The organism is Catellatospora sp. NPDC049133, from assembly GCF_040648455.1.
GTDB lineage: Bacteria > Actinomycetota > Actinomycetes > Mycobacteriales > Micromonosporaceae > Catellatospora > Catellatospora aurea.
The window spans coordinates 37,876-55,767 of the sequence record NZ_JBEZDT010000035.1; the positions used below are offsets into that span (position 1 = coordinate 37,876).

General features: G+C 70.6%; 10 protein-coding genes. 9 read left to right on the forward strand and 1 reads right to left on the reverse strand.

The features are described 5' to 3' along the window. Positions 1 to 34: 34 nt before the first annotated feature. The 6 genes from AB0B35_RS32325 to AB0B35_RS32350 are packed head-to-tail and all read left to right on the forward strand — an operon-like array spanning position 35 to position 6,316. Entirely contained in the window at positions 35 to 1,345 is a 1,311-nt protein-coding gene (locus AB0B35_RS32325; RefSeq protein WP_361052659.1) for an ammonium transporter, read from the forward strand. Further along, entirely contained in the window at positions 1,342 to 2,502 is a 1,161-nt protein-coding gene (locus AB0B35_RS32330) for a hypothetical protein (RefSeq protein WP_361052662.1), read from the forward strand. The genes AB0B35_RS32325 and AB0B35_RS32330 overlap by 4 nt, the downstream gene beginning before the upstream one ends. Positions 2,503 to 2,533: 31 nt before the next feature. Then, complete coding sequence (locus AB0B35_RS32335; RefSeq protein ID WP_361052788.1) at positions 2,534 to 4,873, forward strand: ATP-binding protein; 2,340 nt, start codon at positions 2,534 to 2,536, stop codon at positions 4,871 to 4,873. Next, positions 4,870 to 5,304, forward strand: a complete 435-nt coding sequence (locus AB0B35_RS32340) for a roadblock/LC7 domain-containing protein (RefSeq protein ID WP_361052665.1) — start codon at positions 4,870 to 4,872, stop codon at positions 5,302 to 5,304. Before AB0B35_RS32335 ends, AB0B35_RS32340 begins: the two co-directional genes overlap by 4 nt. Before the next feature lie 3 nt (positions 5,305 to 5,307). Next, positions 5,308 to 5,748 carry a DUF742 domain-containing protein gene (locus tag AB0B35_RS32345; protein ID WP_361052668.1) on the forward strand — a complete coding sequence of 147 codons (441 nt, stop codon included), beginning with the start codon at positions 5,308 to 5,310 and terminating at the stop codon, positions 5,746 to 5,748. Continuing rightward, positions 5,726 to 6,316 (forward strand): ATP/GTP-binding protein, encoded by a 591-nt coding sequence (locus AB0B35_RS32350; protein ID WP_361052671.1) that lies wholly within the window; start codon positions 5,726 to 5,728, stop codon positions 6,314 to 6,316. Before AB0B35_RS32345 ends, AB0B35_RS32350 begins: the two co-directional genes overlap by 23 nt. A 221-nt stretch (positions 6,317 to 6,537) precedes the next feature. On the opposite strand, the gene AB0B35_RS32355 is transcribed toward AB0B35_RS32350, so the two are convergent. Then, on the reverse strand, positions 6,538 to 9,267 hold the full coding sequence (locus tag AB0B35_RS32355) for a transcriptional regulator (protein ID WP_361052673.1): 2,730 nt from the start codon (positions 9,265 to 9,267) through the stop codon (positions 6,538 to 6,540). A 123-nt stretch (positions 9,268 to 9,390) separates the two neighbouring features. Between AB0B35_RS32355 and AB0B35_RS32360 the strand changes: the two genes are divergently transcribed. From AB0B35_RS32360 to AB0B35_RS32370, 3 genes are all read left to right on the forward strand, one after another. Continuing rightward, entirely contained in the window at positions 9,391 to 10,143 is a 753-nt protein-coding gene (locus AB0B35_RS32360) for a reprolysin-like metallopeptidase (RefSeq protein WP_361052676.1), read from the forward strand. Positions 10,144 to 10,815: 672 nt separating this feature from the next. Next, on the forward strand, positions 10,816 to 17,043 hold the full coding sequence (locus AB0B35_RS32365; RefSeq protein WP_361052679.1) for an RHS repeat-associated core domain-containing protein: 6,228 nt from the start codon (positions 10,816 to 10,818) through the stop codon (positions 17,041 to 17,043). Between the two features lie 2 nt (positions 17,044 to 17,045). Next, on the forward strand, positions 17,046 to 17,630 hold the full coding sequence (locus AB0B35_RS32370) for a hypothetical protein (RefSeq protein WP_361052682.1): 585 nt from the start codon (positions 17,046 to 17,048) through the stop codon (positions 17,628 to 17,630). The last annotated feature ends 262 nt before the right edge of the window (positions 17,631 to 17,892 follow it).

Consider the following 17,892-nt stretch of genomic DNA (forward strand, 5'->3'; position numbering starts at 1 on the left):
CGCGGCGCGCGAGACGAGGGGAGTACAGGTTTCCGTGAACGAGACCGTGTGGAACGGTGCCGCGACGGGCTGGCTGCTGGTGGCGGGCGCCCTGACCATGCTCATGGTCCCCGGCGTCGCCTTCTTCTACGGCGGCATGGTGCGCGCGGGGAACGTGCTGGGAACGATCGCCCAGAGCCTGGCGGTGCTCGCCCTCGGCTCGGTGACCTGGATCGTGGTCGGGTTCTCCGTCGCCTTCAGCGTCGGCAACCCGGTGTTCGGCGACCTCAGCCTGACCGGCTGGGCGGACGCGGCGACCCGCGTGCCCGGCATCGACCTGGCTGGTGTCCCGTTGCCGGCCTTCGTGTTCTTCCAGATGATGTTCGCGGTGGTCACGCCCGCGCTGATCACCGGTGCGACGGCCGAGCGGTGGCGGTTCTCGTCCTTCGCCGCCTTCACGGTGCTGTGGTCGGTGCTCGTGTACGCGCCCGTCGCGCACTGGCTCTTCTCGCCGCACGGGTGGGCCGCCGACCTGGGCGCCCTCGACTACGCCGGTGGTGCGGTAGTGCACGCCAACGCCGGGGCCGCCGCACTGGCCTGCGCCTGGGTGCTCGGCCGCCGCCGCGTCGAGACCCGCCCGCACAACCTGCCGGTCATGCTGCTCGGCGGCGCGCTGCTGTGGTTCGGCTGGTTCGGGTTCAACGGCGGTTCGGCCCTGCACGCCGACGGCGTCGCCGCCACGGCTGTGCTCAACACCCAGCTCGCCGCGGCGATGGGAGTGCTCGGCTGGGCCGGGCTGGAGCGGGTACGCGTCGGTAAGCCGACCACCCTGGGCATCGCCTCCGGCGCGGTGTCCGGACTGGTCGCCATCACCCCGGCAGCCGGGTACGTGTCACCGCTCAGCGCCCTGGTCATCGGGCTCATCGGCGGCACGGCCTGCCAGCTCGCCGTCGGTCTGAAGACCGTGCTGCGGCTGGACGACTCCCTGGACGTGGCCGCCGTGCACCTGGTCGGCGGTGTGGTCGGCGCGCTGTCGGTCGGCCTGTTCGCCAGCCACGCGGTCAACCCGAAGGCCCCCGACGGCCTGTTCCTGGGCGGCGGATACAGCCTGCTCGGCGCGCAGAGTCTGGCGGTGCTGGCGGTGATCGGCTGGTCGCTGCTGGCCACCGTCGTCATCTGCCGCTTCACGGACCGCCTGTTCGGCAACCGCCTCACCGCGCGCGACGAGGCGATCGGTCTCGACCTGTCCCAGCACGGCGAGACGGCCTACGTCTTCGACCGGCCCGCCGGCCGGCACGCCGCCGCCGACCTGCCGCGCGGCGACTCCGACCACACCCGCACGGCCATGGGAGGCATCACCAGATGAGCCCGCGACACACCAGGAATCGGCGCGGCGGCGCGTTGCTGCTCGCGATCGGCCTGCTCGCGGCGACTATCGGCAGTTTCGGATTCGTGCTGTCGAGGCTGTGGGACCTGACCGACCAAGGCACCCGGTCCGCGACCGCCGAACGCGCCGGCGTCGGCTACCTGCGGCCCCTGAACCACCTGCTGGCCGCGCTCGTCGAAGCGCGCTCCGCGACGCTGGGCTCGGGAACCGAACCCGCCGGGGTGCGAGCCGCTGTCGACGAGACGGCGGCGGCCGAGGCCCGCTGGGGCGCCGAACTCGGCACCGGCGAACGCTGGCGACACCTGCGCGAGCGCTCCGACGCGCTGCTCGCGGCACCGGGCACCGGGCCCGCCGCGTACCAGCGCTACGACGAACTCATCGCCCTGACCACGGGCATGATGGACTTCGTCGGCGACAGCTCCAAGCTGACCCTCGACCCCGAACTGGGCAGCGTCTACCTCATCGACGTCGCGCTGACCGAGCTGCCGACGGTGCTGCTGAGCGGCGCCCAGATCACCGACGAGGCCGTGCGAGCGCGGCGAGCCGAGGACGCCGCCCGGCAGCTCGCGGCCATCCGGATCAGCACCGCGCGCTACGTCGTCGCCACGTCCGCCGACGTGGTCGGCGCGAACCTGGACAAGGTGACGAACAGCGCCGCCGGACCGGAGGTGAGCGAAGCCCTGCTCGTCGCCGTCGACCCGTTCCGGGCCGCGATCGACGCGGTCGCGCCGCCCGCGCCGCTGCGGCCGACCGCGGTCGATCTCGACGCGCCCGAGCTGCGCAGCGCCGTCGGCCAGGTCACCGCCGCCTTCCGCCCGCTGGCCGACGCCGTCCTGGTGGCGCTGGACAAGGTGCTCGCCACCCGGATCGACGGGTTCTCCGACGAGCGCCGGTCGGCGTACACCGCGACGGCGGCCGGTGTCGTCGTCGCGGCGGCGCTGCTGTGGTGGGCGGTGCCCGCGGCTGGGCGACGGGGCGGCAGCGCCGGGTCGGGACGCGACCTGCCTGACATCGCCCGGGTCGCCGGGGACCTGCCGCAGCTCGACCCGCAGCAGCTGCTGGCGATGGAAGAGCTGCAGCACGTCGGCCGGGCCGTGCGCGCCCACGATCGGGGCCGGGCCGACGATGTTCGGTGACCTCGCGATCACACAGCGGATCGGTCTGTTGGTGGCCCTGCCTGTGGCGGGCGTTCTGCTCACCGGCGTGCCGTTCGTGGTGGAGCGGGTCGACCAGGCCCGCGCGGCGGCCGCGGTCGCCACGGCGACACAGGAGGCGACCGAGGTCGGCACGCTGGTCCAGCGCCTGCAACAGGAACGGCTGCTCCAACTGGCGCACCTGACCACACCGGACGCCGACACGGCCACGCTGGTGGCAGCGGCCGCGGCTGTCGACGACGTCGCGGACGTCCCGGTCGCCAAACGTCTGAGCAGCAAGTTCGAGCTGCTGCGTACGCTGCGGGCCGACGTCGCCGAAGGCCGGGCCGACGCCGACCGCGTGCAGGCGTTCCACCGAGGGCTCATCGACGGGCTGATCGACGAGCTGGGGCTCAGCGGGCGGACCGACACCGGTGTCGCCGGGCAGCGGCTGCTGGACGCGTTGGACGCGCTGCTGCGCGGCAACGAGCAGGCCGCCAGGTTCGGCGCGGCGATGGTCGCCTCCTCGGCGACGCCGCTGAGCGCGCAACGGCAGGCCCGTGACGCCCAGGCCCTGCAGGCGTTCTACGTCGAGGCGTTCCGCATCCGCGCCCAGCCCGGCCATGTGGCGCTCCTGGACGTCATCGCCTCGGGGCCGTCGTCGCTGAGCTACGGCGCGCTGGCGCAGCGGCTGACGGCCCCCGATCCGGCGCGGATCTCGCCGGCCGAGGCGCTGGCCGCGGCCCGGACCAGTAACCTGCTGCGGCAGGTGTTCCAGGCCCGGGTCGCCCGCGACATGCAGGAGGAGGCCGACGAGGAGGCGCGCGGGGCGACCGCCGCGGCGGCCGCGGGCGGCGGGTTCACGGTGTCGCTGCTGGCAGCCCTGATCTGGCTCGGCACCCTGGTCGGCCGGTCCGTGTCGCGACCGCTGAGCAGGTTGACCGCCGCGGCGACCGCGGTGGCCGACATCGCCGCGGGCGAGCTGAGGCGGGCCGCCGACGCCGACGCCGTGGACAGCGCACCGCCGGAACTCGCGGCCGTCAACGTGCGTTCCCGCGACGAGCTGGGCGAGCTCGCCTCGGCGTTCAACCGGGTCCAGGCGACCGCGGCACTGCTGATGCAGCAGCAGGTCGACTCGCGCCGCAACGTGTCGGTGATGTTCGCCAACATCGCCCGGCGCACCCGCGGACTGGCCGCCCGCCAGCTGTCCCAGATCGACGCCCTGGAGCGCGACGAGCACGACGAGACCCGCCTGGCCGCCCTGTACCGGCTCGACCACATCGCCACGCGCCTGCGGCGCAGCGCCGACAGCCTGCTGGTCATCTCGGGCACCCGCGACGAGGCCCGGATGGGCTCCGCGACGCTGCTGTCCGACGTGATCCGCTCGGCGACCGCGGAGATCGAGGGCTATCAGAAGGTCAAGGTCGCCGCGGTGACCCCGCTGACCGTCACGGCCGCGCTCGCGCCCGATCTCACCCTGCTGCTGGCCGAGCTGCTCGACAACGCCACCTCATTCTGCCCCGACGACTCCCCGGTGACGGTGTCGGTCGACTGGTCGGACTCGTGCCGGATCAGCGTCACCGACGACGGCATCGGCATGTCGGAGCAGCGCCTGGCCGAGGAGAACCGGCGACTCGTCGAGTCCGAGCGGCTCGACGTCGCGCCGACCACGATGCTGGGCCTGTTCGTGGTCGGGCGGCTGGCCCGTCGGCACGGCCTGTCGGTGGTGCTGCGGACGACACCGACGCGCGGGTTGACCGCCGAGGTCGTGGTTCCGGCGCGCTACCTGAGCCAGGCGTCCCCCGCCCGCACCCCGGCGGCCGCGCTCACGCCCGCGCGCCTTCCGGCGAACAGCGCGGACCAGGCTCGCGTGCGCGGCTGGTTCGAACCACCGGCCCCCGCGACCCCCACCGCACCGCCACCCGCTGCGGCGGTGGTGACCACCGCGCCCGCCCGGTACGCCGCCGCCGAACCCGAGGTGCAGCCCGAGACCCGGGGCGGACTGCGCCGCCGCCAGCGCGGTACGGACGAGCTGCCGACGCCGGCATCCACGCCGGAGCAGGCCGCCCGCGACCCCGAACGTGAGCGGGCCGGTCTGGCCGCGTTCATGCAGGGCTCGCAACGCGCCGACGGGCACCGCGACCAACCGCGGCCATCGCCGGAGACGCGACAGGGCCTGGTGCGCCGCGTACCTGGCGCACAGTTGCCCGCCGAGCTGCGCGCCGCGGGCCGACCCGCGCCCGCCGCCCCCGCGGCACGTCCGGCAGGCCCGCCCCGCGATCCCGCCGCCGAGCGCGACGCGCTCGCCGCCTTCCTGGCCGGGCAGGCCAGGGCCACCGACCCCGACGACCCCAACCACCGGAGCACACCATGACCTCGCCCGCTCACCAGATCAGCAACGAAGCGCAGCAGTTCAACTGGCTGCTCACCCGATTCGCCACGGAGACGGCAGGCGTCTCGGCGGCGATCGCGGTGTCCGCCGACGGACTGCTCATGGCGATGTCCGCCGGGCTGAGCCGCAGTGACGCCGACCGGCTCGCCGCGATCGTCTCCGCGGTCAACAGCCTCGCCAGCGGTGCGTCCCGCATCTACGACCTCGGCGCGTCCCGGAAGGTCATCATCGACCTGGAGCGGGGATATCTGCTGGTCAGCTCGATCAGCGGCAGCTCCACGCTGGGCGTGCTCGCCCGCTCGGAGGCGAACCTCGGCGATCTGGCGTACGAGATGGCGGTCTTCGCCAACCGCACCGGCGGGGTGCTCACCCCTGGCCTGATCAACGAGCTGAAGTCCGTCGTGGGGGAATGACGCGTGACCGCGAACTGGTGGGAGCCGGTGCACGACGGCACCGGCCCTCGGCCGTACGTCGGCGTGGACGAGCCAGGCAGCGGCCGTGCCCCGGTCCCCGACGCAGTACCGGCCTCAGGCGTACGCCCCTACCTGATCACCCAGGGCCGGTCCCGGCCCAACGACGCCAGCCTGCGGCTGGAGGCGCAGGTGTGCACCACCGCTGAGGGCGTCGCGAGCCTGTACCGCCTGGCGTACGAGCCGCACGCGATCGTCGCCCTGTGCCGAGAACCCCAGTCGGTCGCCGAACTCGCCGCTCAGCTGCGGATCCACCTCGGAGTCGCCCGGGTCCTGGTCGGTGATCTGGTCGAGGGCGGACTGCTGGCGGTACGCCATCCCGAAGACACCCGGCACCGGGTGCAGATCATCGAAAGGGTCATCCGTGGACTCCAAGCCATCACGTGACGAGCAGATCCGCCGCGCACCGCTGCCCGTGAAGATCGTCATCGCCGGCGGTTTCGGCGTGGGCAAGACCACGGCCGTCGAGCAGATCTCCGACACCCCCGTGCTGACCACGGAGGCGCCGATCACCGAGGTGGCCGCCGCGATCGACCGCACCGGCCAGGTGCCGGACAAGACGACCACGACCGTGGCGCTCGACTTCGGCACGGTCGCGATCGACGACGAGGTGAAGCTGTACCTGTTCGGCACCCCCGGCCAGGACCGCTTCGGCTTCATGTGGCAGGACCTCACCGAGGGTGCGCTCGGTGCGCTGGTCATCGTGGACACCCGGCGGCTGGACGACTGCTACCCGGCCGTCGACTACTTCGAACGGGCGGGCCTGCCGTTCCTGGTCGCGCTCAACCTCTTCGACGGTCAGCTGACCCACAGCCTGGAGGACGTCCGCTGGGCGCTCGCCCTCAACGAGGACACGCCCATGGTCACCTTCGATGCCCGCGACCGCGTCTCGGTACGGGACACGCTCGTGGCGCTGCTGCACCGCAGCTTCGCCGTCGCCTCGGCGACGCCGTAACGGCGGGACGAACTTCGAGCTGGGTGATCCAGGGCCGGCAGAGCAGCGCGGTCGACCTGGTCGGCATGCGCCTGGTCGACGTCCAGAAGTCGCCGGGGATCGCCGGTCCGGCGACAGTCACCCCACTCGGGTGCGGCGAGCCTGACAAAGGGGCAATCTCACGATCAGGGAAGCAGGTACCGGACCGAGGCGTGCGCGCCCAGGGGTTCGTTGCTTTGACGCTATGGCGAGGGCCGAGCACCGCCGGTGCCGACAAGTCGTTCGGTGAGGCCTGCCGTGGCGGGGTGGCCGAGTTCACACGCCATCTCGAAGGCTTCGTGCCATGCCCGCGCGGCGTCGTCGGCACGCCCCAGGGCGCGCCAGGTGTCGCCGAGGCCCGTCAGTGGTTCGATCAGGTTGTAGCGGTCGCCGATGGCGCGGTAGAGCTCGACTGATCGCAGATAGCTTTCCGTCGCTGAGACCAGGGCGCCGCCGAGGTAGCTGATGAGCCCGAGGCTGTCGTGACAGTTGGCCTGTCCCATGAGATCGCCCGACGTCTCCGCCAGCTTCAGCGCCGCCGCACAGTGTTCGCGTCCGGATTCGAGCCGGCCGAGTCGGGCCTCGTACCAGCCCATCGCGCCCAGCGCCCGGCCCTGTCCGGCGAGGTGACCGGCCAGTTCATAGTGATGCAAGCCCTTGTGCGCGTGCGCCAACGCGGCCTCGAAGTCACCCGCGCTCTCGCTTCGCAGACAGCGCAGGTGGTATGTGCTTGCCAGCCCGTTGTGATCGTCCAGCAACGTGAACTGCGCGACCGCCACCTCAAGCGCTGCGGCTGCCTCTTCCGGCTCGCCGTGCCGGAAGTGCGCCATGGCGAGGTGGAAGGCCGAGTTCGCCTGCCCCTCAGCACTGGCGGATCGCCGCGCCGCCGCAAGTGCCCGGGTCTGGGTGGTCAGCCAGTCGCGTCCGTAACCGCGGCGGCGCAGGAACGTGCTCATGCACCAGGCGACCCGCCAGACGTGCCCGTCGAAGCCGCTGACCTCGGTGAGGGCGGCGAGGGCGGCCCGCTCGCGTTCGAACCACGCCATCGCCGCTTCCCTGGTGGTCAGCCGTTCGACGGTCACTCCGGGCGACATCGGCGCCAAGCGGAGCGGATCCCGGTTGGGATCGAGCAGTCCCGCGGCCGTGTGCGCGGTATGGACGTAGTGATCGAGGAGCCGTCGCAGCGCGACGCGGGCTTCGGCGGTGCCCGCCGACGGTGAGAGCTCCTTGGCGTAGGCCCGCAGCAGGTCGTGCGTGCTGAACCGCCGCGGCTCCTGTTCGGTCAAGAGCTGTGCGCGGGTCAACTCATGCAGCAGTGGCAGCACCTCCGCTTCACCCAGCCCGGCCAGGCTTGCTACCGCGGCCGGCCCGACTTCCGGGCCAGGGTGCAGGCCCGACAGCCGGAACAGGTGCACGGCCTGCTCACTGACCGCTCGAAGCGACCACGAGAACACCGATCGCACGTCGGCTTTCGGATCATGCGCATTCAGGGTTCCGAGGACGTCGTCTTCCAGCGTCGATGCCAGCGCACCCATTGTCAGCCCCGGCGCGATGGCAAGCCGCGCCGCCACCACGGCCAGTGCCAGCGGCAACCCGGCGCAGCGGCGGGCTATCCGCGTGGCTGCCTCCGCGTCGGTGAGCGTGCCCAGCCTTCCCGCGAGCAGATCCAGCGCTTCCGGCTCGGCCAGCACGTCCAGCGGCACCGCCGTGGCCCCTTCCACGGCGACGAGCCCTGCGAGTGGATCGCGGCTGCTGATCAGCGCGAAACTGCCGGCAGTTCCCGGAAGCAGCGGCCGCACCTGCTCGGCGTCACGTGCGTTGTCGAGCACCACGAGTACTTTGCGGCCCGCGAGCACGCTGCGGTAAAGCGCCGCGCGGGCCTGCACATCCGGCGGCATCCGGTCAGCCGGATGGCCGAGCGCCTCGAGGAAGGCCGACAGCACCTCACCCGGGTCCACGGTCGACGGATGGGGATCGAAGCCGCGTAGGTTGACGAAGAGCTGCCCGTCGGGGAACTGGTCCGTTGCGCGTCTGGCCCAGTGAATCGCGAGGGCGGACTTGCCGACTCCCGCTGGTCCGGTCACGACCGCAGCACCGGTGGCCTGGTCCAGCACAGCCAGCTCTCGCCGGCGGCCGACGAAGCCCGGCACGGTCATCGGCAGCTGCGCGGGCACGCGGAAAACCGCCTTCTGGGCACCAGGCAGGCGCAGCACCTCTTGATGAGCGGCCTGGAGGCGTTCTCCCGGGTCCACTCCCAGTTCGCTCAGCAGCAGCTCGCGTGTGTCCTGGAAGGCGGACAGCGCCTCGGCTTGGCGGCCCGCGCGGTGCAGGGCCCGCATCAGCTGCGCGACCAGACCCTCGCGCAGCGGATGCCGGATCGCGTAGTGGCTGAGGTCGGCGGTCAGCTCCGGATCGGATTCGGCCGACAGCCGTGCCTCGAACCACTCCTCCAGGGCCGCGAGACGCAGCTCGATCAGGCTGGTGGCGAGAGCGGAAACCGTGGGCGTGGGCGGAACATCGGCGAAGGGCTCGCCCGGCCACTGCCGCTGCGCTTCAGCGTAGAGCTTCGTGGCCTCGTGCATGTCGCCCTGTGCGCGTGCCGCCCGGGCATCGCGGACCGACTGTTCGAAGAGCGTGACGTCCCACTCGTCTTTGCCCAGCTGCAGCACGTACCCCGGCTTGCGTGTCATCAGCTTCGGCGCCGCGTCCCCGAGCTCGCGGCGCAAACGCGACACGCAGCCGTGAACAAGCGTCCGCGGATTCGACGGCGGGTGATCCGGCCACAGCTCGTCGATCAGCTGATCGACGCCGGCGAGCCCGCCCCGCCGGGCCAGCAGGATGGCCAGCACCTGCCGAATTCGCGGTGTGCCGACAGCGCGCGCCAGTCCACATTCGACGATCTCGAGTGGGCCGAGCGAACGAATCAGCAGCACACGACCGCCTTCCATGTTTCGTACAGCTTTGGTTTAGCGCAAGCGACCACTATAACCACGCAACAGACAACCCCCGAGGAAATGGGAGTGCATGTGCTAACGGGCAGCAAACGGCGTATTTCCGTGGCGTTGACCGCAGCCGCCGCGACCGTGACGGCGATCGCCGCGGTCCCGGCGCACGCGGCGCCGGCGCGTTCCAACGAGCGTGTGGTCACTGTGGAGCGTGCCGCCGACGGCACGCTCACCGAGACGATCTACCAGGTCGCTCCCGGGTTCACCGGTGCCGAACTCGCGAACAACCTGCGGGCCAGGGGCGCTTCCGGCGTCGCGGTGCTCTCCGGGGAGCAGGCCAGTGGTGACGTCGTAGCCGCGGTCGCGGCCTGTTCGTCCGGCTCGGCCCGCACCTGGCCCAGTTCGGCGACCTGTTTCGTCCGGTGGTCGTACAACGGTGCGGTTCGCCCGGTGATCGACTTCGTTGACCACTCCGGTGCGAGCTGGCCCGTCGGACGCGCTGTGACGGAGTGGAACGAAACCTCCGGCATCGACTCCATCTACCGCCCGGCCAGTTCGGGCTGTGACGGTGCGCCGGCACACTGCGTCCACGTCTACAGCTCCAACTACGGCGCCACCGGCTGGACGGGAAGCACCTCACGCACCTTCAACGCCGCGAACACCTACTACGCCAGTGCCTCGGTGAAGCTCAACGACTATTACGGGGGCACCGAGGCGCAGAAGTGGAACACGGCCTGCCACGAACTGGGCCATGTCCTCGGGCTCGACCACAACACCGGCACCGAGAGCTGCCTCTACTCGTCCCGGACCAGCACCAAGTACCCGGACGCCGACGACTACAACCTGCTCGAACGTTACTACTAGGCTCCTCCGGCCGGCCGGTGACGTGGCATGACGTCACCGGCCGACCGGGCCTGCCAGGGGAGCCCGAGTGCTTGCCAGAAGCTCGCCGGCGATCTGCGCCGGCGAGCTTCTTCGACGGTGTGGGCAGATCCGCTCCACAATCGCCTCACCTGCGGCCGGTTGGTGTCGCGAGCGACACAAGAGTCCCGCCAGGCGCCACCGTGCCCGACAGCGTGGTGAGCTATCTCACCATTTTTATCGAGGACGGGCTATCCGCTTCCGGCGGCGAGGTGGCGCCGGAGGTCGACCCACGTCACTCCATGTCATCAATTGATCGACCTTGGTGCGCCGGCGAGCGGGCCGTGTCCGCGCATAATCGACCAGGGACAGCGCAGCCCGGCGGATTGGCCTAGCGTGCCGCTCCAAGTGCTTTTTGGAGGGTACGAGATGCAAGGTCCACTCCCGACCGGTCGGCTGCATGTCGCCGGGCCGGGCTGCGTCTCCACCGAACCCGCCGATCAGCGCGACCGGTAACCGCGTATCGCGATGGCCGGTGCCCTGCGGGGTGCCGGCCATCTGTCGCATCCGTCGTCTCAGGCACGGGGAGTGTCGAACATGCCCAACATACCCAGATCATGGCCAAGCAGGCCACGCCGCGGCGGCGCCAGAAGGCTGGCGCTCGCGCTGGCAGCCGTGCTGGCGTTGACCCAGTTGCAGGTTCTCGCACCGAGCCCCGCCTCGGCGGGCCAGGACAGGCCCGCGGTCCAGGAGCAGCCGAAGCCGGCCCAGGGGACGCCGCTGAAGTCGGAGGCGCCCGCTCCCGACCCGACGGCGGACAAAGTCATGGCCCGCGCCGACACCGTGACCTGGCCGGTCGCGGGAGTGGCGGAGTTGCGAGCCGACGCCGTGAAGCCCGCGGCAGCGATCGTCGGCGGGTTGCGAGTGGAGGTGGCCCGTGCCATCGGGCCGCCGGGAGCCGGGGTGTCGGCCCGTTCGGCGGCCCAGGCGCCCGAGCGTACGCGAGTGCAGGTGCTCGACCGCAGCGCGTCGCGCAACGCCGGGGTGGACGGTCCGGTCTTCAAGCTGTCGCGGGCGGACGGTGTCGCGGACGCCGGGACGGTCGAGGTCACGGTGGGCTACGCGCCGTTCGCGCACGCGTACGGCGGTGACTGGGGTGCGCGGCTGCGCCTGGTGCGGCTGCCCGGCTGCGCGCTGAGCACCCCGGAGCGGGCGGAATGCCGCAAGGCCACCCCCGTGGCCTCGGTCAACGACACCACTGCGCGCACGGTCACCGCGAGCGTCGACGCCGCGGGCGTCGCGTCGGGGGCGACGGTGCTCGCGATGAGCGCCGGTGACTCGTCCACCCAGGGCGACTACAAGGCCACGCAGTTGGCTCCGTCGTCGTCGTGGTCGACGTCGCTGCCCTCGGGCGGGTTCTCCTGGACGTATCCGATCACGACCCCTGCCGTCCCGGGCAACCTGGCGCCGCAGGTCGCCTTCGGCTACTCGTCGCAGACCGTCGACGGGCGCACGTCGGCCACCAACAACCAGGGCTCCTGGCTGGGGGAGGGGTTCAGCTACGAGCCGGGCTACATCGAGCGCCGGTACAAGCCGTGTTCCGACGACGGCCACGAGTCGTCGGGCGACCAGTGCTGGGCGTTCCACAACGGCTCGGTCATGCTGAGCGGCCATTCCGGCACCCTCGTCAAGATCGATAATGACACGTGGAAGCTGTCGAACGACGACGGCACCAAGGTCGAGCGCGTCACCGGCACCGTCAACGGCGACGACGACGGCGAGTACTGGAAGATCACCACTCCCGACGGCACGCGCTACTTCTTCGGGCTCGGCCGGCTGCCCGGCTGGACCGCCACGAAGGAGGAGACCGAGTCGACCTGGACGGCGCCCGTCTACGGCGACGACTCCGGCGAGCCGTGCCACAAGACCTCCGGGTTCGCCGACTCCTACTGCGACCAGGCCTGGCGCTGGAACCTCGACTACGTCGTCGACGCGCACGGCAACGTCATCTCCTACTTCTACGACCGGGAGACGAACCACTTCGCCCGCGGCGGCCGCACGGACGTCAACGGCACTGCCTACCACCGGGCCGGCTACCTCGCGCGGATCGACTACGGGCAGCGCGACGGGCAGGTCTACACCACCCACGCCCCGGCCCGGGTCGCTTTCACCACCGCCGAGCGCTGCATCGCCGGTGGCAGCGTCGACTGCGACCCCGAGGACCTCAACGACAACACCGCCGCCTCCTGGCCGGACGTCCCCGAGGACCGCATCTGCAAGCCGAACACGCACTGCGAGAGCAGCCAGTCGTCGCCTACCTTCTTCACCCGCAAGCGCGTGACCAAGGTCCAGACGGAGATCCGCGTCAGCGGCGGCTGGTCGCCGGTGGACTCGTGGAACCTCGAACACGAGTTCAAGGTCAACGACGACGCGTCGCGCACGCTCTGGCTGAAGAAGATCACGCGCAGCGGCCACCGGGGCGGCGCCACCCTCAGCCTGCCCGCCACCGAGCTGGAGGGCGAGCAGCTGCCCAACCGGATCGTCAAGGACGGCGACAACCTGGGCCCACTGATCCGCTACCGCCTGGCGACCATCAAGACCGACACCGGCTCGCAGATCACGGTCAACTACAAGGACCCCGACTGCACCAAGGACAACCTGCCCACGGCGGGGCACTCCACGCGGCGCTGCTACCCGGTGATCTGGAACCCGCTCGGCGGTGACGACGACGACCAGGTCACCGACTGGTTCCACACCTACGTCGTCGAGGACATCCGCGAGGACGACCTGCTCGGCGGCTCCGGCATCGAGGACATGGTCACCGCGTACGAGTACGTCGGCGATCCGGCGTGGCGCAAGTCCGCGCCCGACGGCATCACCAAGACCTCGGAGCTGACCTGGTCGCAGTGGCGCGGTTACGGCCAGGTGATCGTGCGTACCGGCAACGGGCAGGCCATGCCCGGCCGCACCGACCACTTCTTCCTGCGCGGCATGAGCGGCGCGAAGCGCCCGGACGGCACCAGCCCGGCCGTGACGGTCAGCGACTCCACGGGGACCGCGCACACCGATCACGACGAGCTGTCCGGCCACGAGCTGGAGACGATCGTCTACGACGGCACCGAGGTGGTCACCAAGACGATCAACCGGCCCTGGCGCCATGTCACCAGGACGCAGACCGAGACCTGGGGCTCCAACGTCGCCGCCCTGATCAACACCGACGTCGTGCGCACCTTCACGGCCATGCCCGACGACGCGCAGGGCAACGCGGTCTGGCGCGAGACCAGGACCGAGAGCACCTTCGACCCGACCTGGGGCCGCCTGGTCAAGGTCGAGGACCTCGGCGTGGTCGGCTCCGGCCAGGACGCCGACGACCAGTGCATCCGCACCGAGTACGTCGACAACCCCGGCCTGTACCTGTACGCGTACGTGTCGCGGGAGTGGGCGGTGTCGGTCCACTGCGGGGTCACCAACCCCGACCTGGCCCAGCACCTGATCTCCGACGTGCGCACCAGCTACGACCTCAAGGCGCGCAACGCCGCGCCCACGGCCGGCATCGCTACCCGCAACGAGATCCTCGACCGCTACGACGGCACGAACATCCACTACGTCACGGCGTCGGAGACGACGGCCGCTGACGGGTTCGGCCGGCCGACCGCGGTCCGGGACGCGTCCGGTCACACCGGCACGACCGAGTACACCGAGACCAACGGCCTGACCACCCAGACGAAGGTGACCAAGCCGCTGACCGCGCACGTGACGACCACCGTCTTCGGCGCGGAGTCGGGCCAGCCCGAACAGCAGATCGACGCCAACGGCAGGAAGACCGAGTTCGCCTTCGACGCGCTCGGCAGGCAGATCGCGATCTGGCAGCCCGACCGGGACCGGTCGCAGGGCGCGTCCCCGAGCCTGAAGTTCGGCTACCTGGTCCGCAAGGACAAGGCGACGGTGATCACCACCGAGACGCTCGCCAACGACGGGACCTACCGCCCGCGGTACGAGCTCTACGACGGCCTGCTGCGGGTCCGGCAGACCCAGGTTCCCGGACCCGGCGGCTGGCTGGTGACCGACACGTTCTACGACGGCCGCGGCAACGCGTACAAGAACAACAGCGCGTACCTGGTCGCGGGCACCGGCGGCGACGTGCCGCTGGTGACGGCGGAGGGCTCCGTCAACGGCCAGACCGTCCAGGTCTACGACGGTGTGGGCCGGGTCGTCACCAGCACCTTCAAGGTGGCCGGGGACGCCCGCTGGGCCACCACGACGGTGTACGAGGGCAACCGCGTCCACGAGACACCGCCTGCCGGAGGCACGCCCACCACCACGGTGTACGACGCCCGCGGCAAGATCGTCGAGCTGCACCAGTACCACGGGGCCACGCCCACCGGCCCGGCCGACGTCACGAAGTACACGTACACGCCGGCGGGCTCGCTGAGCACGATCACCGACGCCCTGGACAACGTCTGGCGCTACCACTACAACAAGCGCCAGCTCCGGGAGCTCGTCGAGGACCCCGACTCGGGCGACACCAGCTACACCTACGACGCCGAGGGCCGGCTCACCTCGACCACCGACAGCCGCGGCGTCAAGCTGTCCTACCGGTACGACAACCTCGACCGCAAGACCGAACTCTGGCAGGGCGAGCTCGACACGGGCGTCAAGCAGGCCGCCTGGGTGTACGACAACGCGGGCAACATCGGCGAGCTGCACTACAGCCAGCGCATCGCGGGCGGCCAGAACTACTTCGCCGTCAACGTCACCCGGGACAGCCTCTACCGGCCCACCAAGATCCGCTACACCTTCCCCAGTGGAGGCGTCGGCACCCTGCTGGGCAAGAGCTACGAGTTCACGACCGGCTACAACACCGACGGCACGGTCAGCTCGGTCGGCTTCCCCGAGGCGGGCGGCCTGTCCGCCGAAGCGGTCGCCACCACGTACGACAACCTGCTGCGGCCGACGGCCCTCACCGGCAGCTCGACCTACGTCACCGCGACCCAGTACGAAGCCACCGGCCAGCTCAAGCAAGCCGAGCTGTTCACCGGAGGCACCGGCAAGAAGGCCTGGCTGACCTACGAGTACGAGCGCGGCACGGACCGCCTGAAGCGGTTCCGGGTCGACCGCCAGACCGTCGGCAACATCGACCTCGACGCACACTACGACTACGACGCCGCGGGCAACGTCCTGTCCATCGCCGACACCCCGGCCAACGGCGCCCGCGACGTCCAGTGCTTCGAGTACGACCGGCTCCGCCGGCTCACCCGGGCCTGGTCCACCGCGTCCACCACCAACGTGTGCGCGGACGGGGTCGGGCAGACCGGGGTCGGCGGGCCTGCTCCGTACCACCACAGCTGGACGTTCGACGAGACGGGCAGCCGTGACACGGAGACCATCCACTCGACCACGGGCGGCGCCGATACCGAACGCGATTACACGTACCCGGCCCCCGGCAGCGGCCAGAACCAGCCGCACAGCCTGACCGGCGTCACCGAGAACGGCCCCAACGGCCAGCGGACCTACTCCTACACCTACGACAGCACCGGCAACACGGTCTGCCGCCCGAACAGCACCGCCACGAACAGCTGCGTCACCGGGTCCCCGACCGCCCACCAGGCACTGGCCTGGGACGCCGAGGGCCACCTGGCCAGCAGCACACCCGCCGGTGGGCAGGCCACGACCTACGTCTACGACGCCGACGGCAAGCGGATCGTCCGGAAGGAACCGGGCGGCAAGACCACCCTCTACCTGCCCGGCACGGAGCTCGCGCTCAACGAGGGCATGGTCACCGGCACCCGGTACTACGACTTCGGCGGCAAGAACGTGGCCGTCCGCGGCACGGCCGGGGTGCACTTCCAGGCGACCGATCATCACGGCACGGCGGTCTGCAGCATCAACGCCACCACCGGGGCGATAACCTGGCGGCGCACCACGCCGTACGGTGGCACCAGGCAGACCCCGTCAGGGCCCGTGCCGGACCAGCGCGGCTTCGTCGGCGGCACGCAGGACCCGACCGGCCTGACCCACCTCGGCGCTCGCGAATACGACCCGGTGCTCGGGCGGTTCATCAGCGTCGACCCGGCGTTCGTCATCGAGGACCCGCGGCAGTACAACGCCTACCAGTACGCCGCCAACAACCCGGTCACCAGCTCCGACCCGGCCGGGCTGTGGATCCTCTTCGGCGACGGCGGCAACAGCACCACTCCGCCGCCACCGACGCTCGTCTACAAGCCGAAGCTGAACCGCGAGATCATCAGGGTCGCCCAGAACGATCCGAACTTCGACCTGTGGTGGCTGCGTCTCGGATTGGAAGCGGTGGACGAGAGACAGTCGAAGAGCTGGTTCCTCAAGATCAGACGGACCGTGATCCTGACGACCGTCAAGGTGAGGATTAATGGCAAGCTCGAGACTCGGGGAATCGCCTTCGTGAGTCACGAAGGCCTTGACGACGACACTCTCGAGGATCTGAAGGAGAACTGCTTCTTCATCTATCAGGCATCGCCGAAGTCGGGCCGCATCGGGAAGGGGCATGCGGAGGCCGCGGCCGCCTCGTTGGCAAATGATGTGGCGCGGCAGGTGGCCGACCTCGGCGGTGAGATCGAGGAGGTGACGAACTATGTGCCGGGTAACTCCACCTGCAGCGACGAATGCGGTGTCGACGGCCGCGAATACCTGGATGACCTCGAAGGCACCAAGTTCAAGTTGAAAAAGGACAGCTGGGGCAAAATTGGCAACACGGAACTCGACAAGGACATGATGACGGAGCTGCGAAGGCGGGCGGGGCTCGGGCCGCGACAAGGCGACGCGCTTAAGATCATCATCTCGGCCATCACCCAGGGCTGGCGGGGTGGCGGAGGCCGGGGCGGACCGCCGATCCGGCCTGGGGCCGAGGACGTGATCGGATGGGATTGACGATGGAGCTCGGAGAGTTCTCGCGGACGGTGCACATGACCCTGCGTGCATTGCCCTACCCGCGGTACCTGGCCGCTGCCTGGATCATCACCAGGGAGCTGGACGACCTCTACGAGGCGTCGACGCCATCGGATTGGCGGCCCCTGATCGCGGACTCGCTGACCACTGTTCGCGCTGCCGCGGAACACGGCGCACCCGAAGTGGCGGAGCAGGCGAACGCGGTCTTCTGGCGGTGGTGCAGAGCCATGGGCTACGACGGGGGTGACACCGATGACATCCAGCCGTTCGACTCGCCCGTGGGTTCCGGCATGACGAACCTGTGGTACGCCTGGCTCGGGCTGACGGCCGAGTTGGGCGGCGAGGCGCCGCCGGCTAGCGGGCTGGATGCGGCGATGCGGGCGGTGACCATGTACCACGACGGGGTGCAGCCGCTCGAACCCATCACGGCCCGGTCGGCGGGCATGGTGTTCAGCGTGCGGATGCTGAACTCGTTCCTCCTGCTGGCGGAGTTGCTGGGCAACCTGCCCGAAGGCGAGCCGGTCGACCTCGACGAGCTGCGCGAGCGGGTGTTCCGGCAGCCGGTGTAACCGAACCATCCGGGTGGGGTGCGGGCCGCTGACGGTCCGCGCCCCACTTGAGACAGGCCTCTGCGCAGAGATGTGCAGGGGCCTTTCGTGTCTTCTCTCCAATGTGATGCATGTCATTGCGAAGATCTGGACGCCCGTCCGCAACGCGAATACGGAGCGTGATCGGGTGTGGCCGCTCCGCACATTCCATCGACATTCGGCATCGCCGAGGGCCGGTGTCCCCGCCTCGGCCGTCCTCTCACCGGGCAGCGGGGCACCCCTG

What these genes read in the sequence shown, in the direction of transcription:
- AB0B35_RS32330 (WP_361052662.1), top strand. Translation starts at nt 1,342, where the DNA reads ATGAGCCCGCGACACACCAGGAATCGGCGCGGCGGCGCGTTGCTGCTC.
- AB0B35_RS32370 (WP_361052682.1), top strand. Translation starts at nt 17,046, where the DNA reads ATGGAGCTCGGAGAGTTCTCGCGGACGGTGCACATGACCCTGCGTGCA.
- AB0B35_RS32340 (WP_361052665.1), top strand. Translation starts at nt 4,870, where the DNA reads ATGACCTCGCCCGCTCACCAGATCAGCAACGAAGCGCAGCAGTTCAAC.